At 65.1% G+C, this 22,184-nt stretch carries 21 protein-coding genes and 1 other RNA gene; 14 read left to right on the top strand and 8 right to left on the bottom strand.

All coding sequences use genetic code 11. The features are described 5' to 3' along the window. Nucleotides 1-95 precede the first annotated feature (95 nt). Nucleotides 96-599 carry an ArsR/SmtB family transcription factor gene (locus ACWEO2_RS28940; protein ID WP_452408206.1) on the bottom strand — a complete coding sequence of 168 codons (504 nt, stop codon included), beginning with the start codon at nucleotides 597-599 and terminating at the stop codon, nucleotides 96-98. A gap of 105 nt (nucleotides 600-704) precedes the next feature. Continuing rightward, nucleotides 705-1,331, bottom strand: coding sequence for a hypothetical protein (locus tag ACWEO2_RS28935; protein ID WP_452408205.1), 627 nt, complete (start codon nucleotides 1,329-1,331; stop codon nucleotides 705-707). A 414-nt stretch (nucleotides 1,332-1,745) separates the two neighbouring features. On the opposite strand from ACWEO2_RS28935, the gene ACWEO2_RS28930 reads away from it, so the two are divergent. Beyond that, nucleotides 1,746-2,063 carry a hypothetical protein gene (locus ACWEO2_RS28930; protein ID WP_355189158.1) on the top strand — a complete coding sequence of 106 codons (318 nt, stop codon included), beginning with the start codon at nucleotides 1,746-1,748 and terminating at the stop codon, nucleotides 2,061-2,063. A gap of 312 nt (nucleotides 2,064-2,375) precedes the next feature. Here the strand turns inward: ACWEO2_RS28930 and ACWEO2_RS28925 are convergent, their stop codons facing one another. Both ACWEO2_RS28925 and ACWEO2_RS28920 read right to left on the bottom strand, forming a co-directional pair. After that, nucleotides 2,376-3,596 (bottom strand): acyl-CoA dehydrogenase family protein, encoded by a 1,221-nt coding sequence (locus tag ACWEO2_RS28925; protein ID WP_354957344.1) that lies wholly within the window; start codon nucleotides 3,594-3,596, stop codon nucleotides 2,376-2,378. A gap of 33 nt (nucleotides 3,597-3,629) precedes the next feature. Further along, the gene (locus tag ACWEO2_RS28920) at nucleotides 3,630-5,024 is read right to left on the bottom strand and encodes an acyl-CoA dehydrogenase family protein (RefSeq protein ID WP_452408204.1); all 1,395 of its coding nucleotides are present in this window, start codon (nucleotides 5,022-5,024) and stop codon (nucleotides 3,630-3,632) included. 130 nt (nucleotides 5,025-5,154) lie between these two features. Here ACWEO2_RS28920 and ACWEO2_RS28915 point away from each other — a divergent pair, with 130 nt between their 5' ends. Continuing rightward, the gene (locus ACWEO2_RS28915) at nucleotides 5,155-7,014 is read left to right on the top strand and encodes a glycosyltransferase family 39 protein (RefSeq protein ID WP_452408203.1); all 1,860 of its coding nucleotides are present in this window, start codon (nucleotides 5,155-5,157) and stop codon (nucleotides 7,012-7,014) included. Nucleotides 7,015-7,319: 305 nt separating this feature from the next. Continuing rightward, nucleotides 7,320-8,285, top strand: coding sequence for an SMP-30/gluconolactonase/LRE family protein (locus ACWEO2_RS28910; RefSeq protein ID WP_452408202.1), 966 nt, complete (start codon nucleotides 7,320-7,322; stop codon nucleotides 8,283-8,285). A gap of 133 nt (nucleotides 8,286-8,418) precedes the next feature. Here the strand turns inward: ACWEO2_RS28910 and hisN are convergent, their stop codons facing one another. Further along, the gene (gene hisN / locus ACWEO2_RS28905; RefSeq protein WP_452408201.1) at nucleotides 8,419-9,204 is read right to left on the bottom strand and encodes a histidinol-phosphatase; all 786 of its coding nucleotides are present in this window, start codon (nucleotides 9,202-9,204) and stop codon (nucleotides 8,419-8,421) included. Nucleotides 9,205-9,681: 477 nt separating this feature from the next. After that, nucleotides 9,682-10,266, bottom strand: a complete 585-nt coding sequence (locus ACWEO2_RS28900; protein ID WP_452408200.1) for an NADPH-dependent FMN reductase — start codon at nucleotides 10,264-10,266, stop codon at nucleotides 9,682-9,684. Between the two features lie 130 nt (nucleotides 10,267-10,396). On the opposite strand from ACWEO2_RS28900, the gene ACWEO2_RS28895 reads away from it, so the two are divergent. From ACWEO2_RS28895 to ssrA, 11 genes are all read left to right on the top strand, one after another. Continuing rightward, nucleotides 10,397-11,254, top strand: coding sequence for a helix-turn-helix transcriptional regulator (locus ACWEO2_RS28895; protein ID WP_452408199.1), 858 nt, complete (start codon nucleotides 10,397-10,399; stop codon nucleotides 11,252-11,254). Nucleotides 11,255-11,446: 192 nt separating this feature from the next. Beyond that, nucleotides 11,447-12,562, top strand: coding sequence for a peptide chain release factor 2 (gene prfB, locus ACWEO2_RS28890; RefSeq protein ID WP_354958190.1), 1,116 nt, complete (start codon nucleotides 11,447-11,449; stop codon nucleotides 12,560-12,562). Further along, a complete protein-coding gene (locus ACWEO2_RS28885; RefSeq protein ID WP_452408198.1) occupies nucleotides 12,563-13,420 on the top strand; it encodes a mechanosensitive ion channel family protein in 858 nt (285 codons plus the stop codon). A gap of 202 nt (nucleotides 13,421-13,622) precedes the next feature. Next, nucleotides 13,623-14,303 carry a cell division ATP-binding protein FtsE gene (gene ftsE, locus ACWEO2_RS28880; protein ID WP_452408293.1) on the top strand — a complete coding sequence of 227 codons (681 nt, stop codon included), beginning with the start codon at nucleotides 13,623-13,625 and terminating at the stop codon, nucleotides 14,301-14,303. After that, nucleotides 14,303-15,208, top strand: coding sequence for a permease-like cell division protein FtsX (gene ftsX, locus ACWEO2_RS28875; RefSeq protein WP_452408197.1), 906 nt, complete (start codon nucleotides 14,303-14,305; stop codon nucleotides 15,206-15,208). Before ftsE ends, ftsX begins: the two co-directional genes overlap by 1 nt. 101 nt (nucleotides 15,209-15,309) lie before the next feature. Then, on the top strand, nucleotides 15,310-17,193 hold the full coding sequence (gene recQ, locus ACWEO2_RS28870) for a DNA helicase RecQ (protein ID WP_452408196.1): 1,884 nt from the start codon (nucleotides 15,310-15,312) through the stop codon (nucleotides 17,191-17,193). Further along, the gene (locus tag ACWEO2_RS28865) at nucleotides 17,190-18,269 is read left to right on the top strand and encodes a metallophosphoesterase (protein WP_452408195.1); all 1,080 of its coding nucleotides are present in this window, start codon (nucleotides 17,190-17,192) and stop codon (nucleotides 18,267-18,269) included. The genes recQ and ACWEO2_RS28865 overlap by 4 nt, the downstream gene beginning before the upstream one ends. Before the next feature lie 53 nt (nucleotides 18,270-18,322). Beyond that, nucleotides 18,323-18,571, top strand: a complete 249-nt coding sequence (locus tag ACWEO2_RS28860) for a hypothetical protein (RefSeq protein WP_452408194.1) — start codon at nucleotides 18,323-18,325, stop codon at nucleotides 18,569-18,571. A 52-nt stretch (nucleotides 18,572-18,623) separates the two neighbouring features. Further along, entirely contained in the window at nucleotides 18,624-19,097 is a 474-nt protein-coding gene (smpB, locus tag ACWEO2_RS28855) for an SsrA-binding protein SmpB (RefSeq protein WP_354958183.1), read from the top strand. Further along, entirely contained in the window at nucleotides 19,094-19,954 is an 861-nt protein-coding gene (locus tag ACWEO2_RS28850) for a DMT family transporter (RefSeq protein WP_355189132.1), read from the top strand. Before smpB ends, ACWEO2_RS28850 begins: the two co-directional genes overlap by 4 nt. A gap of 197 nt (nucleotides 19,955-20,151) precedes the next feature. Next, nucleotides 20,152-20,522, top strand: a transfer-messenger RNA (tmRNA) gene (gene ssrA, locus ACWEO2_RS28845). 581 nt (nucleotides 20,523-21,103) lie between these two features. Here ssrA and ACWEO2_RS28840 read toward each other — a convergent pair. After that, a complete protein-coding gene (locus ACWEO2_RS28840) occupies nucleotides 21,104-21,445 on the bottom strand; it encodes a helix-turn-helix domain-containing protein (RefSeq protein WP_452408193.1) in 342 nt (113 codons plus the stop codon). After that, nucleotides 21,442-21,825, bottom strand: coding sequence for a type II toxin-antitoxin system RelE/ParE family toxin (locus ACWEO2_RS28835; protein WP_452408192.1), 384 nt, complete (start codon nucleotides 21,823-21,825; stop codon nucleotides 21,442-21,444). Before ACWEO2_RS28835 ends, ACWEO2_RS28840 begins: the two co-directional genes overlap by 4 nt. Nucleotides 21,826-22,184 lie beyond the last annotated feature (359 nt).

The following is a 22,184-nucleotide window of genomic DNA, read 5'->3' as shown; positions in this document are numbered from 1 at the left end:
ATCGAACGGGCGTCTATGTGTGACCAACCGTATCAGCGTATGGCGTGCGTCACAGGTTGCTGTCGAATCGCGCCGGTTCCTGCTGATCTCTAGCGTCACCGTCGCGCGGTCGCCAATGCGACCAACAGTGGGACGACCCGGTTCGGGGGTACTTCGAAGCGGCCGCGGCCCACGGTGTGCAGCCAGCCGGTCGCGGCGAGTTGGCGCAGGTGGTGGTAGATCTGACCGGAGGTGCCCACCTCGTCGAGGTCGGTGAGTTCGGCCGCGGTTCTGCTGCCGCGGATGATTTCCCGCAGAATGCGCAGGCGCACCGGACTACCAAGGGCGGCAAGGCATTCGGCGGCATCATCCCAGTCATAGGCGACGATGTCATCGGTGCTGAACTGGATCTGCCAGTTGTACTGCTCCGCACTGGGCAGTCGGCCCGAACCGGCGAACATCACCCCACCATTGCGCTCGTCCGCGAACTGCTCCCGCAGCGGCCGCAGCGCCCACCCTTCCGGCGGGACAGATCCATTCGCTCGACCGTTGCTATCACCGGCGAGTTCCATGGAGTCGAGTCGGCGTTCGAGCTCCGCTAGTCGTTCTTCCAGGCTCACTCGCGCAAATTTACGGAATTACGTAATTACTGGCAATAGTTCAGCATTGGGTGTCGCAATGCAGAAGCCCGGCACGGAAATCCGTGCCGGGCTCGCGTGCCGGGGTCAGTTGTAGAAGGTCCCGAAGGACGGGATGGAGATGGTCCCCATTTTGTACTGGAAACCGTCCGGGTTGGCATCGCTGACCGGAACGGGCCAACGGTGCCACAGTGTTCCGTAGACCGCGGCGACGACCAGGCCGCTGCCGAGGTCGAGGGTGCGGGTGCGGATGGTGGTGTCGACCGTGGTGTCACTGTGCTCGTTGAGCGTCTCGGTGCCGCTGCGACCGTTGGACAGGTTGATCCACGTCACCTGTAGTCTGGCGCCGTCCTGGATCGGGGAGATCGTGCCCGGTCCGCCGAAGAATCCGAATCGGAACCCGTCGTACCCGAGGGCGACCCCGGACCCGTAGACACCCGGCCCGTCACCGCGCCCGATATCGGATTGCGCTGGCATCTGGAACGGCTGTGCGGGCAGTGCCACCGGTGTGACAACCTGTCCCGAGGCCAGCAGCCGGTCCACGGCCTGCTCGGCCGCGGGATTGCCGCCGGCCGCCGCCCGCAGCTGCTGCACAGCCGCATTCCAGTCGATTGCGACCGGTTCGGCAGCGGCATGGCCAACGAAAACAGCTGCGAATGCGGTGGCGGCCGCGAGTGCGGCGGTAAAGCGACGTATCAAACCCAGTCTCTGCATAACCAGTCTCCTTGCGGGGTCTTGGTACAGCTCGGTGGAATTCGTCCGCTGAACGATCGCAGCCAACATACCGGTCATTGCTTTGCCGATGGTCTGCGGCACCCGATACCGCCGGGCAGATCCCGATGCGGTGTCGAACTTCCTCCCGAACTGCTTGTCTCGAGAATGGTGTATCTCTGAACAAGGGGCCGTCCGCACTCGTCAGAGCATGTTGTCGGCCGGATCGCATAGGGCGAGAGCGCCTCCGGCCGAGAGGTGCCGGACTTGGTCCACCCACCGTGCCCAGGAGGGGGTGGGCATAATAAGCGACGCTCGCGTACGTAAAGGGCTGCTTTGCTGCTCGATACTTTTGCTGCTCGATACTGCTGCCCCTGCGTGCGCGGGAGCCCATTACTCACACCTCGAGGGGAAACCATGACCAAGTCGTTGTCCTTCGCCACGGCGATCACGGCGGCTGCTGCCGCTCTACTCTTCCTTCCGGCCACGCCTGCGTACGCCCAATCCCCCAGTTGCGCCAAGGCCATCGAGCTGATCAACATCGCAATCGACCAGAGTGGCGGCACCATGGACCAGGCGACGGCGACAGCCCTTTCCGAGAGGCTGACCGGTCTGGGCGATTTCGCCCAAGGGGCCGAAAAGGAGGCCATCACGGCCTACGCTCGAGCGCTGATCGATGACGGCGTCGCAGAGCTCAACCCCTACACCGACGAACTGAATCGCGTCTGCGCCTGACCCGCGCTCAGCCGAAGAGGCCGCACACTTTTCGGCAGCCGCTCGGTGCCACGGCGTGCCGCTGCTGCGATGTCCATCAGTTGTGGTTCGAGGGCATGAAGATCCCCGGTTCACGCTCCGGGTGTACATGCATCTGCTCTCGTCCAGCAATGAGCGTGCCCGTCAGGCCGTGGATGACGCAGCGGCAGCGTGGGATCTATCGGCCTGGTGACGGCCTGAGATTGTGTGTAGCCGTGCATGCTGACCCCAGCAAATAGAAATCCGGTGCAAGTCATGAAGTCGACTCGCACCGGATTTCTGTTGTGGCACTTGCTATTTCAGCTCGGAGCTGGTCTTGCCGAGCACTCGGCGCGCGACGATGAGCTGCTGGATCTGCTGGGTGCCTTCGAAGATATCGAGGATCTTCGAGTCGCGGCCCCACTTTTCGAGCAGGGTGCGTTGGGAGTAGCCGATGGCACCGGCCAATTCGACGGCTTTCAGCGTGACATCGGTGCCGGTGCGGCCCGCCTTGGCCTTGGACATGGAGGCCTCGAGCGAATTCGGCTTCTTATTGTCGGCCATCCAGGCCGCGCGCAGGGCGAGCAGATAGGCGGACTCGTAATCGGCCTCCATGCGCAGGAATTCGGCGGCCGCGGCGTGCTGGTTATTGGCCGGAATGTCATAGGAGATCTCGACACCGGCTTCGGTCAGGATGGCACGCAGTTCCTCGAGCGCCGCCCGTGCGACACCGACCGCCATTGCCGCGACCAGGGGACGGGTGTTGTCGAAGGTCTGCATGACCCCGGCAAAACCCTTCTCCACATTGACTTCCGGGCTGCCGAGGATGTTGTCCTTCGGAATCCGGCAGTCCTGCAACAGCAATACCGCGGTATCGGAGGCCTTGATGCCGAGCTTGTGCTCGAGCCGCGCCACCGAAAGGCCCGGAGCGTCGCGGGGCACGACGAACGACTTGATCGCGGCGCGGCCGAGGCTGCGGTCCACCGAGGCCCACACCACGATGTGGGTGGAGCGCTGGCCCGCGGTCACGAAGATCTTCTCGCCATTGAGCACCCACTCGTCGCCATCCAGCACGGCGGTGGTGGTGACGGCGGCCGAGTCGGAGCCGAAGGACGGTTCGGTGATCGCCATCGAGGCCCACACCTTGCCGAAACGCTTCAGCTGCTCATCGGTGGCGACGGCCGCGATGGCCGCGTTACCGAGACCCTGGTAGGGGATGGAGAGCATCAGGCCGACATCGCCCCAGGAGGTCTCCAGCGCGTTCAGCAGCGCGGACATATTGCCGCCGTTGGTGTTTCCGAGCAGCTCGGTGGCGTGCTCGTCCGAATCGGAGCGGCCACCGGCTGCGCCGCCGATCTTCTGGGTGCCGGAGTCGGCCAGTCCCTCGACCATGGCGGCCATGGTGTCCAGCTCGACCGGGTACTCGTGCTCGCCGAGGTCGTACTTGCGCGAGATCGGCCGGAAGATCTCCTGAGCGACCTGATGGGCCTGATTGGCGCTGGCCCGCAGCTTCTTGGGGAGTTCGAGATTGATCATGGAATATCTCCTGGAAGTTGAGGAACCGGCCGGTTAGATGAGCACGACACCTTCGGCGACGCCGATGGCCCGCAGATCGCGGTACCAGCGCTCGACCGGGTGTTCCTTGGTGAAGCCGTGGCCGCCGAGCAGCTGCACGCCGTCCAGACCGATCTGCATGCCCTTATCGGTGGCGAGCTTGCGGGCCAGCGCCGCCTCGCGGCCGTAGGACAGACCCTGCTCCGCGCGTGACGCACCCCGCAGGGTCACCAGTCGCAGGCCGTCCAGTTCGATTGCCATATTCGCGACCATGAACGCGACTGCCTGGCGGTGCGAGATCGGCTCGCCGAACGCCTCACGCTCGTTGACGTACGGAATCACGTAGTCGAGCACGGCCTGACCGGTACCGATGGCGAGCGAGGCCCAGCCGAGGCGAGCCAGCCGCACCGCGTCGGCGTACTCCTCGGCGCGGGTCTTGGCGTCGCTGTCGCCGAGGATGGCGTCCGCGCCGACCGCGACATTGTCGAGCAGCAGGCGCCCGAGGCCAGCGGCCCGCAGCCCCATGCTCGGATCGGCCTCCACGACCAGACCCTGGGCGTCGGACGGCACGATGAACAGCGCCGGGCGGCCGTCGAGTTCGGCGGCAATGATGAACAGCTCGGCATCACCGGCGGCCGGGACGAGGCTCTTCACACCGTTGAGGCGGAAGCCGCTCGGCGAGCGGGTCGCCTTGGTCTGCAGTGCAAACGGGTCGAACAGGGCGCGCGGCTCGCTGATCACGACCGCGGACTGCGGCACATTCTCGCCGGTGAAGGCGGGCAGGTAGGTCTGCTGCTGGGCATCGGTACCCCACTGCGACAGGGCGACCGCGACACCGCTCGGCGCGAGAATCGGCAGGGCCAGGCCCATATCGCCATGTGCGAGCGCCTCGGCGACCATCGAGTTGGTGACCGCGCCGCGCTCGGCGGCCGCGCCTTCCAACTCCTCGGGCACATTGATCACGGTGATGCCGAGTTCGGCGGCGCGTTCGAGCAGATCGCGCGGCGCTTTGGCGGCATTGTCGGCCTCGTAGGCGGCCGGGCGCAGGATCTCGGCGGCGAATTCCTTCACCGTCTCGACGATCATCTGCTGCTCGTCGCTCGGGGTCAGGTCGAAGTAGCCCTTCTTCTTGGACTCGTTGTCGGCAAGGCGCTTCGGAGCGCCACCACCGGCAACCTTGCCGAAGGCGCGAGTGGCGGCACCGAGGGTGCGGAACCCGGTCTTGGTGCCTTCATAGGTGACTCGCTCGATCGGCTTGCGCAGGTTGTACTTCTCGGCGAGCTCCGAACCGGTAAGGGTCGTCATCACCCGCATGGCCGCGCCCATCCAGTCCCGCTTGGGGTGGTTCAGGCCGACCGCGGACGTGTCTGGACTTCGCTTCGTTGCGCTGTCTCGAGTGCTCATCATCACCTGTTTTCTCGGATGGGTGTGGTGCGGTCTTGTCCCCAGCTATCTTACTCCTGAGTAAGGCTATCTTACTCTTGAGTAAGAAATGCGTCGAGGTGCAGCCTACGCCGCTGAACTGTGTCAGGCTGGACGAGTGCCCAAAATCGCGGCGCGACCGCTATTCGCCGTCGCAGTCCTCTTTGTCGCACTACTGGCCGCCTTTGCCCAGCGCTATGGCTATCACCGGGATGAGCTGTACTTTCTCGCCGCCGGCCGCCACCTCGATTGGGGCTATCCGGATCAGCCGCCACTGACCCCGCTACTCGCCCGCACAATGGCGGCCATCGACGCCGATTCGTTACTGCTGCTGCGTCTTCCGTCGATCGCAGCGGCGACGTTGGTTGTCGTTGCCGCCGGGCTGATGGCGCGTGAACTCGGCGGTGGTCGCGCGGCGCAGGTGCTGGCGTCGGCCGCGGTCGCGAGTGCAGCGATGGTGTTGGGTGTCGGTCATCTGCTGACCACGACGTCCTTCGATATGGCGGCGTTCGCGTTGGTCTGTCTGCTGGTGCTGCGGCTGCTGCGCGACCCGGAGGTGCTGGCTGCGGGGAGGGGCGGGCGCGGAAGGCTGTTGGGTGCGGCGGACGGTGCGGGTGCGGGTGCGGCGGACGGTGCGGGCGTGGGTGCGGGTGCGGGTGCGGGTGCGGCGGACGGTGCGGGTGTGGAGCGTGCGGGCGTGGGTGTGGAGTGTGCGGGTGCGGCGGATGGTGCGGGTGTGGAGCGTGCGGGCGTGGGTGTGGAGTGTGCGGGTGCGGGTGTGGAGCGCGAGGGTGTGGAGCGCGGTGGCGCGGAGCGTGGGGGTGCGGAGCGCGAGGGTGTCGAGTGTGGGGGTGCGCGTGCGGATGTGGACCGTGCGGGTGCGGAGTGTGGGGGTGCACGTGTAGGCGAGGAGCGTGCCGGCGCAGGGGCGGACGTGAGTGGATGCCGAATGGCGACGGACCCGCGGTGGTGGCTCGGGGCGGGGCTCGTCGTCGGGATCGGGTTGCAGAACAAGGCGCTGTTGGTCTTTTCGGTCGGCGCGCTGGTGACGGCGCTGGTCTTGGTGGGGCCGCGAAAGATATTCGCGACCAGGTACTTTCCGATGGCGGTCGGGCTCGCGGTGGTGCTCTGGTTGCCATATCTGTGGTGGCAGGCGCATCATGGCTGGCCGCAATGGCAGCTGAGCCGGGCGATCGCGGGTGGCTCCTCCGGCACCTCGGACTCGCCGGTGGCGTTCGTAGTTCTGCAATTCGGGCTGATGGGGCCGTTATTGGTGCCGCTGTGGATGTTCGGGCTCCGGCGTCTGTGGCGGGATGCGCGCTGCCGGGCCTTCGCGGTCGCCTACGCTTTGATGTTCGTGGTCTTCGCCATCGCCGGCGGCAAGGCGTACTACCTGGGCGGGATGTATCCGCTACTGCTCGCGGCCGGAGCCGTACCGGTCGCGGAGTGGCTTGCGAATCGGCGAATCCGTTGGGCGGCAATCGGTTCGGTTCTCGCGGTGAATGCGGTGGTGTCGGCGGTACTGTTCCTGCCGGTATTGCCCATTGCGAAGTTGAAGGATGCGCCGGTGCTCGCGGTCAACTACGACGCGGGCGAAACCATCGGCTGGCCGCAGTTCGTGCGCCGAATCGCCGAGGTGCGCACCACGGTCGGCTCCGATATCGCCATCCTCACCGCCAACTACGGCGAGGCGGGCGCGATCGAGCGCTTCGGCGGTGCATACGGACTGCCCACACCGCACAGCGGCCACAATTCCTACTGGTGGTGGGGCCCACCCAGTGATACGGCCACCGCGGTCATCGCCGTCGGCCTCGACCGTGACCAGCTGACGCGGTATTTCGCCGAGGTCGAACCCGTCGGTCGCATCGACAACGGTCTCGGCATCGACAATGACGAACAGGGCCAGCCGCTGTTCGTCTGCCGCGTACCACGAGCGCCCTGGTCCGAACTGTGGCCACAGGCGAAACTCCTGGGCTGACGGGTCACCTCGAATGACCTTGGTTGCCGAGAAATTGGTTTGGGAGCCATCCGCGTGCCCACCGGCTACGAAGATCGATCGACTCCTGTCGACAAGGTGCCGCCCGCAGCGCTCGGTCGCGCCCTCTGCCGAGACTGTCTTTCCACCGCACAAGTAAGGAGATGTCATGGTGATTCGCATGTTCGATCAGTTCGTCTCCGGGATCGTCAGTTTGATGGGCATGTTGTTTACTCCGTAAGCCGAGTCGCCCGGGGCGGGATGTCCGCCCCGGGCGATATGCCCGCACGGCTGTTAGGTTGTGCCGCATGGCAAGACGGCCGCGGCGGCGGCGACTAAGGGCAACGGTGCTGACAGCGGCCGTTGTGGCGGGCATCGCTACCGGAGGTTCGGCCGAGGCGCAGACGCCCGCCGGATCGTGTGCGGATGGCTGGGACGTATCGACGATCGTCAGCGGAGTCGGGAATCTGGAGAATCTCGATACCGACGGTGCCGGCGGTTTCTATGTCACCGGGATCCAGGACGGGTACCTCGCTCATATCGATGCCGCTGGCACGTTCGAGAAGCTGGTCACCGGGCTGGATCACCCGGCCGGAGTGCGCGTCGTCGGGCGGTCCGTCTACTTCCTCACCGGCGATGGTCTTGCGGAGGCGCCGGGCACCTTGCGGCGCTATGACATCGACACCGGTGCGGTGACGATTCTGCTCACGGAGCTGTCCGGTCCGAACGGACTTCTGGAACTACCCGACGGTGACCTGTTGTTCGCCACAATCGGGATCTCCAGCCCAGCGACCGGTATCTCGCGGTACCGGCCGTCGACAGGGGAGTACACAAAGGGCTGGTCCAACCTGCCGTGGACGAACGGACTCGCACTCGCCCCCGACGGTAAGTCGATCTACACCGACAATATGACCCTGCGCGTCTTCCGCGTCCCGCTCGATAACCCGAACAACCCGACCGTCGTCACCGGTGCCCCCAATATGATCGCGCTGCCCGACGATATGGAAGCCACCCGCGCAGACCAACTCTTCGTCGCCGACCATATCCAGGGCGCCGTCTACCAGATCGACCCCGCCACCGGCACCGCATGCACGATCATCACCGGCCTGATCAAACCCGCCCCGCTCCGCACCCCGCCGGACGGCGCCACCTCCGTTCGAATCGCCCGAGACGCCACCACCTGGTCCCTATACGTCACCAGCATGGACGGCACCCTCCGCCGCCTACGCCCACCCCCTGGAATCGACCTGACCCCCGCCGACCCAAGACGCTAAAAAGCCCCACCCCCACCCGCACGATCGACAGCCCCCGCCATCGTCCACCCACCAACGCCGCAACCATTCGGTGCGAATGCGCTGATGCAGGTGGTCACTCGACGTTTGGCTGCATGAGCGCATTCTCGATGGATCAGGGGTGGAGGTGGGAGAGGGCTTGGGGGTGGAGGAGGGTGTTGGTGGCTAGGGCGTTGCCGTTGTGGGGGCCGGGGGCGCCGGTTAGGGAGGTGAAGTGGCCGCCTGCTTCTCGGATGAGGATGTCGAGGGCGGCCAGGTCCCAGAGGGAGACTTCGGGTTCGGTGGCGATGTCTACTGCGCCCTCGGCTAGGAGGCAGTAGCTGAAGAAGTCGCCGTAGCCGCGGACGCGCCAGACGTTGTCGGTGAGATCGAGGAATTTTTCGCGGAGGCCGCGCTCGTGCCAGCCGGAGAGGCTGGAGAAGGCGAGGCTGGCGGAGCCGAGGTCGCTGACGGCGGAGACCGAAATCGGTTTCGGCGCATCGGAATCGAAGCTGGCGAAGGCGCCGGAACCGGCCGCGGCCCACCAGCGCCGGGTCAGTGCGGGTGCGCTCACGACGCCGACCACCGGAACGCCGTCTTCGAGCAGTGCGATCAATGTGGCCCAGATCGGCACCCTGCGCACGAAGTTCTTGGTGCCATCGATCGGATCGATCACCCACTGGCGTCCGGTGAACTCGACATCGCCGCCGAACTCCTCACCGAGCACCGAATCCTCGGGCCGCTGCTGCGTGAGCACCTCCCGAATCGCCTGCTCTACCGCCAGATCCGCATCCGAAACCGGCGTCAGATCCGGCTTCGAATCCACCTTCAGATCCAGCGCACCGAACCGCGCCCGGGTAATCCCATCGGCCACATCGGCCAGGCGCAGGGCAAGTTCGAGATCGGAGGAGTAATCAGCCACCCCCGAACCCTATCCCCAGCTCGCCACCCCTCCGGACATCACGTCACCCCTGGCACGGACGCTCGTCCGTCGGCAGCTCGGCAACGCCGCGGTGTCGGTCAGACCTGCGCGAGTGCCCCAGGCCCACACCTCTGAACTTGCCGCATAGATCGACACACACCTGACCACCGTCGCACGCCCAGCAGCAACATAAGCGAACACCGCGGGAAGCCTCTGCTCCATCGTGACTACCTTCTGGCCCATCGACAAACACTCATCGACCGACCCTTCAGTGTCCGGGATGTCCTGTCACTGCCATGTCAGGGCTGTCACCGGAGATAGGCCGTACTGCGTGCGAAGTAGTCACGAGCAATGCGTCATCTCCGTCCAGCCCGGCTGGCCGACATCCCTGCCGACCGGCCGCCATTCCATGGGGCGGCCGGTGTCCAGCCTGTGCACGAGCGGTGCGTGGGTGTGGCAGGGGCGCTCGGGCGGTTGTTAGGCGGCGGCGGAGCGAGCGGCGGTGAGGGCGGTTGCCCACCAGTGCAATTGGTCGAGCATGGCCGCTGCGGCTGCGGCGGGTTCCGCTGGTTCGAGGAGCTTGCCTTCGGCGTCGAAGAGTAGGTAGTAGCGGGGGAAGGTGACGTAGTTGCGGATGGTGTGGGCATTGAGTTCGTTGAAGACCTGGCGCAGGTGTTCGATGGCGAGCAGGCCGCCGCTCGCGCCGCTGTAGCCGACGAAACCGATTGCCTTGCGGTCCCATTGGGTGAAGTGCCAGTCGATGGCCGCTTTCAGCGAGGCCGGGTAGCTGCGGTTGTAGTCGGGGGTCAGGATGACGAATGCGTCGGCTTCGCCGAGTCGCCTGGTGAGGTCGGTCATTCCGGCCGGGCGCTCGGGATCGGGCTCCATCATGGGGGAGACCGCGGGCAGTGCCAGTGGCAGTTCGGCCTCGGCGAGGTCGATCAGGTCGACCTCGAATGCGCCGTGGCGGGCGGCCTGCTCGACGAACCAGGAGGCGACGGCCGGTGCGAAGCGTCCCTCTCGGACACTGCCGATGATCACCGCGAGCTTCAACGTGGACATGGTGTTCTCCTTCGATCACGAGGTTGTTCGAGTCCAAATCTGCTGCCCGGCGTCGCGACCAGGAAGACCGCGCGAAGAGTGGTAGTGGCAGGGACACCCTCCGCGCCGACCGCGCTTGTACCGTCGAGTCGTGAGTAATAACGAGTTGGGCTTGTTCCTGCGCACCCGCCGTGAAGCGGTGACGCCGGCCCAGGTCGGGCTGCCCACCGGACCGCGCCGCCGCACCCCCGGTCTGCGCCGCGCCGAACTGGCCACCCTGGCCGGAGTGAGTGTCGAATACATCACCCGACTCGAACAGGGCCGCGACCGCCGACCGTCTCCTTCGGTGGTGTCCGCACTCGCCGACGCACTCGGCTTGCCGCCGAGCGAACGCGTCCACCTGCACCGGCTCATCAAGGGGGCCGACCCCGGATTCAGCTGCATGGGCGGCGCGCAGCCGCCGCGCGAGGTGCGCGCCACGGTCCGCGCCATTCTCGATCGCCTCGAGCCCGCGCCCGCACTGGTCGTCAACCGGCTGCGGGAGGTGCTCGCCTGGACCGAGGGCTATGAGCGCCTGATGGCACCGATCGGACTGCTCGACGATGTGTACCGCGCCAATCTCGCGCTATTCGTCTTCACCGACCCGCGCGCCCGCGCCGCCTATCCCGACTGGGACCACATCGCCGATGAGCTGGTCGCCGCGCTGAAACAGGGCCCGTTCCGCGCTGATCCGCATATCGCGGCTCTGGCCGACGAACTCACCGTCGCCGCCGGTACCGAGTTCACCCGCCGCGTCGAATCCGTCCCCAGCCTCGCCGCCGCCACCGGCACCACCCGCCTGAGCCACCCCGAGGCGGGCGCGCTGCGCCTAACCTACGAAACCCTCGAACTCTCCGCCGACGACGATCAGCAACTGATCGTCTATCTCCCCGCCGACGATGCCACCGCCACCGCGCTGGATGCCCTCGCCGGTCGCCGCCCGGGTGGGCTGCGTGCCGTTTCCGGCTGACGACGGCTCCGTCACCCCGACGTCGATGGCTCTGAGCAAGCACTTTTCCGCCGAAACGGGCCGTCTGCGCCGTGTTCGCGCGAAAAGCGCATGCGTCGGCCGTCGGCCGACGCAGGTGTCGGGAGCGCCACCGGCGCCACCAGGTGCACGTGTATTTCACCGTCTCAACCGCGCCCAGTAGGCTTGAGCATCGTGCATCCTGACGTTTCCGCTGATATCGCCGAACTCGACGCCACGCTCAAGACCGTCGAGTCGGTCCTCGATGTCGAGGAGCTGCGTCGACGGATCGATGAGCTCGAGCACCAGGCCGTCGATCCCGATCTGTGGAACAACCAGGAGCACGCGCAGCGGGTCACCAGTGAGCTGTCGCATGCCCAGAGCGAGTTGCGCCGGGTCGAGGAACTGCGGCAGCGGCTCGACGATCTGTCGGTGCTCTATGAATTGGCCGAGGAAGAGGAGGGCGAGGCCAGGGTGGCCGCGCTCGCCGACGCCGATGCCGAACGGGCCACACTGCACGGCGATGTGGAGGCAATGGAGGTCCGTACCCTGCTCTCCGGCGAATACGACAAGCGCGAGGCGCTGGTCAACATTCGCTCCGGCGCGGGTGGTGTGGACGCCGCCGACTGGGCCGAGATGCTGATGCGCATGTACATCCGCTGGGCCGACCGGCACAAGTACGCCGTCGAGGTCTACGACACCTCCTATGCCGAAGAGGCGGGCATCAAGAGCGCCACCTTCGCGGTGAAGTCGCCATACGCCTACGGCACCCTCTCGGTGGAGATGGGCACGCACCGGCTGGTCCGGATCAGCCCATTCGACAACCAGGGCCGCCGCCAGACCTCCTTCGCCGAGGTCGAGGTGCTGCCGGTGGTCGAGACCACCGACCACATCGAGATTCCGGAGGGCGAGGTGCGCGTCGACGTGTACCGCTCATCGGGTCCGGGCGGTCAGAGCGTCAACACCACCGACTCGGCCGTGCGGCTCACGCATATCCCCACCGGCATCGTGGTCACCTGTCAGAACGAGAAATCCCAGCTGCAGAACAAGATTTCGGCCATGCGCGTGCTGCAGGCCAAACTGCTGGAGCGCAAGCGACTGGAGGAGCGCGCCGAAATGGACGCGCTCAAGACCAACGAGGGTGCGTCCTGGGGCAACCAGATGCGCTCCTATGTGCTGCACCCGTACCAGATGGTCAAGGATCTGCGCACCAACTACGAAGTCAACAATCCGAGTGCCGTGCTCGACGGTGATATCGATGGTTTCATCGAATCCGGAATTCGTTGGCGAATGCGAGAGCAGGCGAGCTAGTTGGACGTACCCCAGGCCTTCTCCACGTCCACTGATTTCACCACCTGGCTGCGGTCCTCCGGTCTAGAGATCGTCCTGTACATCCTCGGGGCGATGCTGTTCAGCCGGTTCGCCACCTTTATCAGAGACCGGATCACCCGCAGGATCGACGCGAGCTTCCGCAGCAGCGATGCCCTGGTGCGCTCCGAGGCGGCCAAGCACCGGCATGCGCTGGCCCAGGTCGTCACCTGGGTGGTATTGACGATCGTCTACGTCCTGGTCGGTATCGAGGTGCTGCGCCGGTTCGGCTTCGGTGTCACTGGCCTGGTTGCGCCAGCGGCCGTGCTCGGCGCCGCGCTCGGTTTCGGCGCGCAGCGCATTGTGCAGGACATTCTGGCCGGATTCTTCCTGATCACCGAGCGGCAGTACGGATTCGGTGATGTGGTTCGCATCGCCGTCACTGGATCCGCGGAGCAGGCCGAGGGTACGGTCGAGGACGTCACGTTGCGGATCACCACACTGCGCAATGCCGATGGTGAGGTGATCACCGTGCCCAACGGCCAGATCGTGAAAGTCACGAATCTGTCGAAGGATTGGGCGCGCGCTGCCATCGATGTACCGGTCGCGGCCAGCGCCGATATCACCCGGGTCAACGAGATCCTGCACGAGGTCGGTACAAGGGCGTACGAGGACCGAAAGTTGAAGCCGCTGCTGCTCGACGAGCCCACCGTGATGGGTGTCGAAGATCTGACAGTGGACCAGATGAACATCCGAATGGTTGCCAGAACGTTGCCAGGCAAACAATTCGAGGTCGGTCGCGAGTTGCGGGTGCGAGTCGCCGCGGCGCTGCGCCGGGAGGGAATCAGTGAGACCACGTAGATCCACGGCGATCCTGCTGGCAACTTGGATCGCCACGTTCGTGTTGTACCTGTTCGTCAAGCCCGATCAACCGATCGTGCAATCGCCCGAAAAACTCAACATCGTTCCCGCGGTGGTGAATACGGCTATCCCCGGGCATTGACCATGATGTAGCTGGTGGCTGCGCGGCGGTTGCTGGTTACACTGGCTAGCCGTGATCGCTATGCGGAACGTGACCAAGTCGTATCAGACCTCGACGCGACCCGCGCTGGACAACATCACCGTCGATGTGGGTAAGGGCGAGTTCGTCTTCATCATCGGCCCGTCCGGTTCGGGCAAGTCGACCTTCATGCGACTGCTGCTCAAGGAAGAGGCCCCGACCGCGGGCGAGATTCGAGTCGCCGATTTCCGGGTCGACCGGCTACCCGGGCGGAAGGTGCCGAAGTTGCGTCAGCGCATGGGTTGTGTCTTCCAGGACTTCCGGCTGCTACAGCAGAAGACCGTCGCGCAGAATGTCGCATTCGCGCTGGAGGTGATCGGCAAACGGCGCCAGTTCATCGACCGGACCGTGCCCGAGGTGCTCGATATGGTCGGGCTCGGCGGCAAGGCCGACCGGCTGCCGCATGAACTGTCCGGTGGTGAGCAGCAGCGCGTGGCGATCGCCCGGGCCTTTGTGAACCGGCCGCTGGTCCTGCTCGCCGACGAGCCGACCGGCAACCTCGATCCGGACACCAGTGGCGACATCATGCTGCTGCTGGAGCGGATCAACCGGATCGGCACCACCGTGGTGATGGCGACCCACGACAATCACATCGTCGACGCGATGCGCAAGCGGGTGGTGGAGTTGGACCGAGGCCGTCTTATTCGCGATGAAGCGATCGGCGTCTACGGGGTGGGCCGGTAATGCGCGCTGGATTCCTGTTCAACGAGGTCATCACCGGCCTGCGTCGCAATGTCACCATGACCATCGCGATGATCCTGACCACCGCGGTATCGCTGACCATGCTCGGCGGCGGTCTGCTCGCCCTGCGGATCGCGGATAAGACCCAGAACTACTTCATGGACCGGGTCGAGATCCGGCTCTACCTCTCCGACCTGGTCTCGGCGACCGATACGGACTGCTCCCAGGAACCGTGTCAGCTGCTGATGCGGGATCTGAAGAAGACCGATGGCGTGGTCGCGGTCCAGTACGTCAACAGCGATGAGGCGATGAAGGAAGCCACCGAGGTGACCTTCAAGGATCAGCCCGAAATGCTGGACATGATCAAGGACACCCGGCTGCCCGCGTCATTGCGCGTGAAGATGACCGATGCCGACCAGTATCCGCGGATCTACCAGACCTTCCGCGATAAGCCCGGCATCCAGAGCGTGCTCAACGATAAGGACACCGTGGACCGGCTGGTCGGGGTGTTCGACGGGCTGCGGAACGCGGCATTCGCGTTGGCGGGACTGCAGGCATTGGCCGCGCTGCTGCTGATCGCGAATATGGTGCAGATCGCGGCGTTCAGCAGGCGAGAAGAGGTCGGCATCATGCGGATGGTCGGCGCGACGCGCTGGTATACCCAGTTGCCGTTCCTGTTGGAGGCGGTGGTCGCGGCGCTGGCGGGGTCGCTACTGGCGGTCGTCGGCCTGTTCCTCGCGCAGCCGTTGGTGGTGAATCGGGGGCTGGGCGCGCTGTTCAACAGCAACGTCTTCCCGCACATCACCAGTGAGGACATCGCCCTGGTCTCGCTGACCGTCGCGCCACTGGGCATCGTATTCGCCGCGATAACGGCCTATGGCACCCTGCGGTACTACGTCCGCGACTAGGACGAATTCGGTTATCCACAGGTGGAGAACTCGGCGCGGCACCTGCGATCCGCGCCGATGTAGGGGTTCAGTTGTCCGACCGCGCTCGTAGGATGGGCCGCGTGGAATCCCCCGATGCTTTCGCGGCCGTTCTGACCGACGGCGACCCGGTCGCCGAATCCGGTGCGGCACAAGAAGTTCTACGCCGGGTATTCGGCTACGACAGCTTCCGTGGTGATCAGCGGGAGATCGTCGAGCATGTGATCGGCGGCGGGGACGCACTGGTGCTGATGCCGACCGGCGGCGGTAAGTCGCTGTGTTATCAGGTGCCCGCGCTGGTGCGTCCCGGTGTCGGTGTGGTGGTATCGCCACTGATCGCACTGATGCAGGACCAGGTGGATGCGCTCAGTGCGCTCGGCGTGCGCGCCGGATTCCTGAACTCCACCCAGTTCCCGGATGAACGCCGGATGGTGGAGGCGCAATTCGTCGCGGGGGAGTTGGACCTGCTCTACCTCGCCCCGGAGCGGCTGCGCCTGGAATCGACCGCCGCCCTACTTGATCGCGGCAAGGTGGCGCTGTTCGCCATCGACGAGGCGCACTGCGTCTCGCAGTGGGGTCACGACTTCCGCCCCGACTATCTGGCCCTGTCGATGCTGCACGAGCGCTGGCCGGAAGTGCCGCGCATCGCGCTCACCGCGACGGCGACGGCCAAGACCAGCGACGAGATCGTCGAGCGGCTCGACCTCGGCTCCGCCCGGCGCTTCGTCGCCAGCTTCGACCGGCCGAACATCCAATACCGGATCGAACCCAAGAACCGGCCGGATCAGCAGTTGCTGGAGTTCATCAAGGCCGAACATGCCGGGGACGCGGGCATCGTCTACTGCCTGTCGCGCAATTCGGTGGAGAAGACCGCGGCCTTCCTCACCGAGAACGGCGTCGCCGCGGTTCCGTATCACGCGGGCCTGGATTCACGCACCCGCGCCGCCAACCAGGCGCGGTTCCTGCGCGAAGACGGCCTCATCGTGGTCGCCACCATCGCGTTCGGCATGGGCATCGACAAGCCGGATGTGCGCTTCGTCGCTCATCTCGATCTGCCGAAGTCAGTGGAGGGCTACTACCAGGAGACCGGGCGCGCGGGTCGCGACGGACTGCCGTCGACCGCCTGGATGGTCTACGGGCTCGCCGACGTGGTGCAGCAGCGCAAGATGATCGACTCCTCCGATGGCGACGCCGCGCATCGCAGACAGCTCCAGTTGCATCTGGACGCGATGCTCGCACTGTGTGAAACGGTGTCCTGCAGGCGGACCCAGCTGCTGGCGTACTTCGGGCAGCCGGGACAGGCCTGCGGTAACTGCGATACCTGCCTGACTCCGCCGCAGTCCTGGGACGGTACGGTGCCCGCGCAGAAGGTGCTGTCCACGGTGCTGCGCCTGAAACGTGAACGCGGACAGAGCTTCGGTGCGGGGCATATCGTCGACATTCTGCTCGGCAAATCGAATCCCAAAGTGTTGCAACATGAGCACCATGAGCTGAAGGTCTTCGGGATCGGCACCGATCTGCGCGATGTCGAATGGCGCGGTGTCGTAAGGCAATTGCTCGCACAGGGTCTGCTGACCGTACACGGCGACTACGGGGTGCTCACCCTCACCGAGGCGAGCAATGAGGTGCTGTTCGACGGTAGGGAAGTGTTGCTGCGGCGCGAGCCCGAGCGCGCGCCGAAACCGGCCAGGGCGGTCAAGACGGCGAAGGGCAAGTCACCGGCCGTCGATCTGGCGCCCGCGGATGTGCCGGTCTTCGAGAAGTTGCGCGCGTGGCGGGCCGCGACGGCCAAGGAACAGGGTGTGCCCGCCTACGTCGTCTTCCATGACGCGACGTTGCGGGAGATCGTCGCCCGCAGGCCAACGAATCTGTCCGAACTCGGTACGGTCGGCGGCGTCGGTGAGAACAAGCTGGCGAAATACGGTGAAGGCGTGCTGGCTGTCCTGGCCGGAGAGGCCGGGGCATGAAGGACAATCCGATCGGGCGACGTGGATTTCTGGCGGGCGCGGCCGCCGCTGCGGCGGGTGCGTCGCTGGTCGGTCTAACGCCCGCCGATGCGGTTCCGGTCGCCCCGGGTGTCACCAAATTCGACTTTCCAACCGACCGTAGCGTGCGCCTGCTGATCACCGGTGACGCGGGCACCGGCACTCGCACCCAATGGGCCGTGGCCGATGCCATGCGGGATTACCATCGCCGCCAACCGTTTTCACTCGCCCTCGGGCTCGGTGACAATATCTACGAGAGCGGCCCGAACAGCGCGCTCGACGTCCAGTTCGCCGAGAAATTCGAAAACCCCAATGCGGGGCTGGATTTCCCGTGGCTGATGGTGCTCGGTAATCACGACAACAGTTCGGTCCTCGGCGGCGACGGTGGCTGGCTCTTGCGCGGCAACAATGAGGTCGAGTACCACGCGAATTCGCCGCGCTGGTGGATGCCGAGCCGGTACTACTCGGTTCGGGTGCCCGAGCAGCAGCCGGTGGTCGAGTTCTTCGTCCTCGATGTGAATCCGCTCGCCTCGTACGTGCCGCCGGTTTTCGCACCGTACTGGGAGGTCGACGGTCAGTTCATGAACGAGCAGCGCGCCTGGCTCGATCGCGCCATCGCCGAATCACCCGCCAAGTGGAAGATCGCCTGCACCCACCACCCCTATCTCAACAACGGTCCGCACGGTGACGCTGGTCGCTACGAGGGGCTGTCCATGGCACCCATCAATGGCATCCACGCGAAGCGGTTCTTCGACGACCATATCGTCGGCAACTGCCACTTCATCCTGTCCGGCCACGATCACTCGCTCCAGGTGCTCGAGCCGACCCCCGCATCGAAGGGCACCCGCCAGCTGGTCTCCGGCGCGGCCGCCAAAACCGTGGCCGCCGAACCGAAGCTGGATCCAGGCGGCTCCGGCAATGCCGCGCTCTTCGAGAACTATCACGAGCTCGGCTTCATGATCATGGACCTCACCGCGAGCAGCGCCGACCTGACCGTGGTCACCGTCGATCTCGCCAACGGCGCCGCCACCGAGGCGTTCGCGCGCCGACTTGCCTGAATCGCAACGGAATTGCGCGGCATCGGACCGTTGCGGCGGCTACCGTGCACGCTATGGCATCCGGTGATCACCGCCCCGCCGACGACGGGCCCGACCTCGGCGGCTCCCCGCCGAGCGACCCCGGCGATACACCGCCCTATCGTCGCGGCACCCACGACCCCGCGGTGGATTCGGGCTGGCTGCGCCATCGCCCGCCGCCGCCACCGCGTCCACGCGGTCTGCCGCGTGTGACCACGCTATTGCTGGTCGCGGCCTTCATTGCGGTGCTCGTGCTGTACCTCCTGGTCCGGCCAGGGGGCTAGCGGAAGCGGGCGCGGAATAATCCGGTTGCCGAGTCACTTAAAGTTGACCGTTATGAAGGAAACGGGGCGCAAGGTCATCGCGACCAACCGCCGGGCGCGGCACAACTACACGATCCTGGACACCTACGAGGCCGGGATCGCGCTGGTCGGTACCGAGGTCAAGAGTCTGCGCGAGGGTAAGGCCTCGCTGGTGGACGCCTTCGCGACCGTCGACAACGGCGAGGTGTGGCTACGCGGCCTGCACATTCCCGAGTTCAGCCACGGCACCTGGACCAACCACTCACCGCGACGGGTGCGCAAGCTGCTGCTGCACAAGCGCGAAATCGAGCGGCTGGTCGGCAAATCGCGTGAGGGCAACCAGACGCTGGTGCCGCTATCGATGTACTTCTCCGACGGCAAGGTCAAGGTCGAGCTGGCGTTGGCCAAGGGTAAGCAGGACTACGACAAGCGGCAGGATATGGCCAAGCGCACCGCCGAGCGCGAGGTCACCCGCGAGCTGGGACGGCGCATCAAAGGCATGCGTTGACCGTGCTACTGGCGCTGGTGGCCGCGGTGGGCTACGGCGTGAGTGATTTCTTCGGTGGTGTGGCGTCGCGGCGGGTGACCGCCCTGCGCGTCGTGATCGTCTCCTATCCGATGTCGACGCTGTTCGTCCTCGTGCTGCTACCGCTGATCGGTGGCACCCCCGACACCGCATCGATGCTGTGGGGACTGGCGGCCGGTGTGGCGAGCGGCCTCGCGGTCTGGTGGTTCTATGCCGCGCTGGCCAGCGGCCCGATGGCGGTGGTGTCGCCGCTGACGGCGCTGTTGGTCGCGGGAATTCCGGTATTGGTCGGCCTGGTGATCGGCGAGCGCCCCGGCCCGCTCGCCATTGCGGGGATCGTGTTCGCACTCGGCGCGGTATACCTGGTCAGCCGAGAATCGCCCGATGACGTCACCGAAGAGATCACCGGCGGGCGTGAGCTGCGGTTCACCAGAAAAGTCGCGTTGCTCACCATCGGCTCGGGCGCGGCCTTCGGACTCGCCTTCGTCTTCCTACACGAAACCCACGCGAGCGCCGGGGTCTGGCCGCTGCTGGCCCAACGCGGCGCGGCAAGTCCGATGGTCTGGCTGATCGCGTTATCGGCAGGGGAGTTCCAGCCGCTGCGCGGTGAACCACTGCGGTTGGCGGCCTATATCGCGGTGCTGGACACCATCGCGAATGCCGCGCTGCTGTATGCCTTCCATGGCTCGATGCTGTCGCTGGTCAGCGTGATCGGTTCGCTGTATCCGGCTGCGACCGTCCTGCTCGCGATGGTCCTGCTCGGTGAGCGGGTCGGCCGACAGCAGCAGGTCGGGATGATGCTGGCACTCGGCTCGGTCGGGTTGATCGCGGCGGCCTGATCGCTTCGCCGGGGTCCTGAGCGCGGCATGCAGGAGCGACTGATGGGGCTGGATGGGCGGCAGTGACATCGCGGCGTGCTGCGCCCGACTCTGCTTCTGGGCAGGTCAGAGGCCTGAAATCGGTTATGGGAATAATGGAATGAACCCGCCATGGCCGAGTGTTAACATAACTAGCCCGACAAGGTGTCGGGACGTACGGGGCTGAACGGTTTCGACTGCGTACGTTGATTCAGGGGAAGCGTGTCGGTGCAGGCAAGAGACCACCGTAAGCGTCGTTGCAACCAATTAAGCGCCGATTCCAATCAGCGCGAGTACGCCCTCGCTGCCTAAGTAGCAGGCGTCTCTGTCAGTCCGGGTTCGTCCCTCGACCCGGGTACTGGCATCAGCTAGAGGGAATTACCGTCCGACTCGGTCGCGGAGCCGGACGGGACATCCAACAGTGACTGGGATCGTCATCCGAGCTTGTTCGCGAGACCCGGAGATCCAAGTAGAGACCTAGCGAACTGCACACGGAGAAGCCCTGAAGACACGGCGGAGGACCCGGGTTCGATTCCCGGCAGCTCCACAAAACGGGAAGCTGCAGGTCATAGACCTGCAGCTTCTTTTATACATCTGTCGCGATCTCGCTGAGTTGGTCCTTTCCATGCGTCTTAAGGTTTGATCCGCGTGATGTGTGCGCTTGTGTATTGGCGCGAAAGCCATTGGCGCAGGCGACTATCGGTCACTACTCTGCACTCGCGACGGTCAACGATTCTCGAACTTGACAGCCATTCAGCAGCCGAGGTTTCACCCTGATCCGTCCACGGCATACCGCGAAGCGGTTCTTGCTGTCGAGGCAGCCGCGATTCCGGTGGCCGTGCCCCATGAGACGGGTGCGAAGTTGGGGCATGTACTTGGTCAACTCGATCGGCAGGGGAATCTGTATCGGATCGGCATCAACGGCAGGTCTGGTGTGTCAGCACCGGCATCTGCAGTAGTCGCGATGATTCGGCTGTTGTGGGAAGGGCACACAGATCGGCACGAAGGCGTCACAGCCGCGATTCCGATCACGCCGGAGGCTACCCAGATGGCATCCATGCTCGCTGTGACTCTCGTCCAGTGGTTTACGACGGGAGTCATCCAGAGTAAGTAAGACCCCGAGAGCCCGTTTCAGGCTGCGTCCGTGTGGTGACTTGTGAAGCTCACTTGGGTGTCGTCGGCGTCGAGAGCGATGTTGAGGGTGGCGTCGAGGGCGTCGGCGAGTTTGGCGAGCAGGGGGAGGGTTGGCACAGTGTCGGAGCCCTCGATGCGTGAAATTTTGGCTTGGGTGAGACCCGCACGGTCGGCGAGATCGGCTTGAGTCAGTCCGAGTTCGGTCCGGCGGTCGTAAACCGCTTTGGCCAGCGCCATGGAGAGTCGGATTTCGCGGCGGGCCTCGGTGACATCGTTGGGTTCGGTGTAGCCCTCGGCGAGTTTGCGTTCCCGGAGGGTTTTCCATCGTGCGTGGCTCATCGGTCCAGTTCTCCTCTCTCTACTGTGCGAACGAATTCTTGGTGGGCGGGTTCGTGTTCGGCCTGGCAGACTTGCTGGGCGAGTTTCGCGCGTTTTACTTCGGCATCTTCTCGCATCCGGGTCTTGCGGAACACGGTCAGCAGGATCGCTCGCCGTCCGGGTGCAAGCCAGTAAGTGATGCGGATGGCGGCACCATCCACAGTTGGGCGGAGTTCGCGGACACCGTCGCCGAGATACCGGGCGTAGGGCTCACCGAGCGACTCTGCCTGTTCGGCGAGTAGACCGACATATTCGTCGATCTTGAGGAAGTGCCTGGCTGGCAGAGCTTCCAGCCAGTCCCGCAAATCGGGCTCAATCTCGATGGTGAACAGCTCACCCATGACGACGACGATATATGTCGTCAACGACATGTAGCAAGTCGCTGCCTATCGAGGGGAGGGGAGTTAACGCCTTTGGCCGCCCCCGGTCTGATCTCCACCCCCTGATCTTCGCCACAATCCGCTTAGCGATGTGGTGCTCCGCCATCAACTGTGTCATCGGCGCGCCAGCGGTGTATTTGGCGACTATCGCGGCGACCTCATCTGCCCCCAGATGCTTCTTCGACCCACCGGATGACCTTGGCCGAGTTGGTCGTGACTTGCGCGGTCCAATTCGATCGATCCGTTTCCGCAGATCAGCGAAGTTCTGCAGGACGTCGGTCCCGTTCGAGTAAGTTCCCGCCATGTCCACCATGGACGGC

This window comes from Nocardia sp. NPDC004278 (assembly GCF_053602975.1).
The sequence above is the reverse complement of the archived record's forward strand: the minus strand, read 5'-3'. Positions and strand labels throughout refer to the sequence as shown.

Bases quoted from the DNA above. Each gene is read 5' to 3' on its own strand.
- ACWEO2_RS28935 (WP_452408205.1), bottom strand. From the start codon at position 1,331: ATGCAGAGACTGGGTTTGATACGTCGCTTTACCGCCGCACTCGCGGCC.
- ACWEO2_RS28930 (WP_355189158.1), top strand. From the start codon at position 1,746: ATGACCAAGTCGTTGTCCTTCGCCACGGCGATCACGGCGGCTGCTGCC.
- ACWEO2_RS28925 (WP_354957344.1), bottom strand. From the start codon at position 3,596: ATGATCAATCTCGAACTCCCCAAGAAGCTGCGGGCCAGCGCCAATCAG.
- ACWEO2_RS28910 (WP_452408202.1), top strand. From the start codon at position 7,320: ATGGCAAGACGGCCGCGGCGGCGGCGACTAAGGGCAACGGTGCTGACA.
- ACWEO2_RS28900 (WP_452408200.1), bottom strand. From the start codon at position 10,266: ATGTCCACGTTGAAGCTCGCGGTGATCATCGGCAGTGTCCGAGAGGGA.
- ftsE (WP_452408293.1), top strand. From the start codon at position 13,623: ATGCGGAACGTGACCAAGTCGTATCAGACCTCGACGCGACCCGCGCTG.
- ftsX (WP_452408197.1), top strand. From the start codon at position 14,303: ATGCGCGCTGGATTCCTGTTCAACGAGGTCATCACCGGCCTGCGTCGC.
- ACWEO2_RS28865 (WP_452408195.1), top strand. From the start codon at position 17,190: ATGAAGGACAATCCGATCGGGCGACGTGGATTTCTGGCGGGCGCGGCC.
- ACWEO2_RS28860 (WP_452408194.1), top strand. From the start codon at position 18,323: ATGGCATCCGGTGATCACCGCCCCGCCGACGACGGGCCCGACCTCGGC.
- smpB (WP_354958183.1), top strand. From the start codon at position 18,624: ATGAAGGAAACGGGGCGCAAGGTCATCGCGACCAACCGCCGGGCGCGG.
- ACWEO2_RS28840 (WP_452408193.1), bottom strand. From the start codon at position 21,445: ATGAGCCACGCACGATGGAAAACCCTCCGGGAACGCAAACTCGCCGAG.
- ACWEO2_RS28835 (WP_452408192.1), bottom strand. From the start codon at position 21,825: ATGGGTGAGCTGTTCACCATCGAGATTGAGCCCGATTTGCGGGACTGG.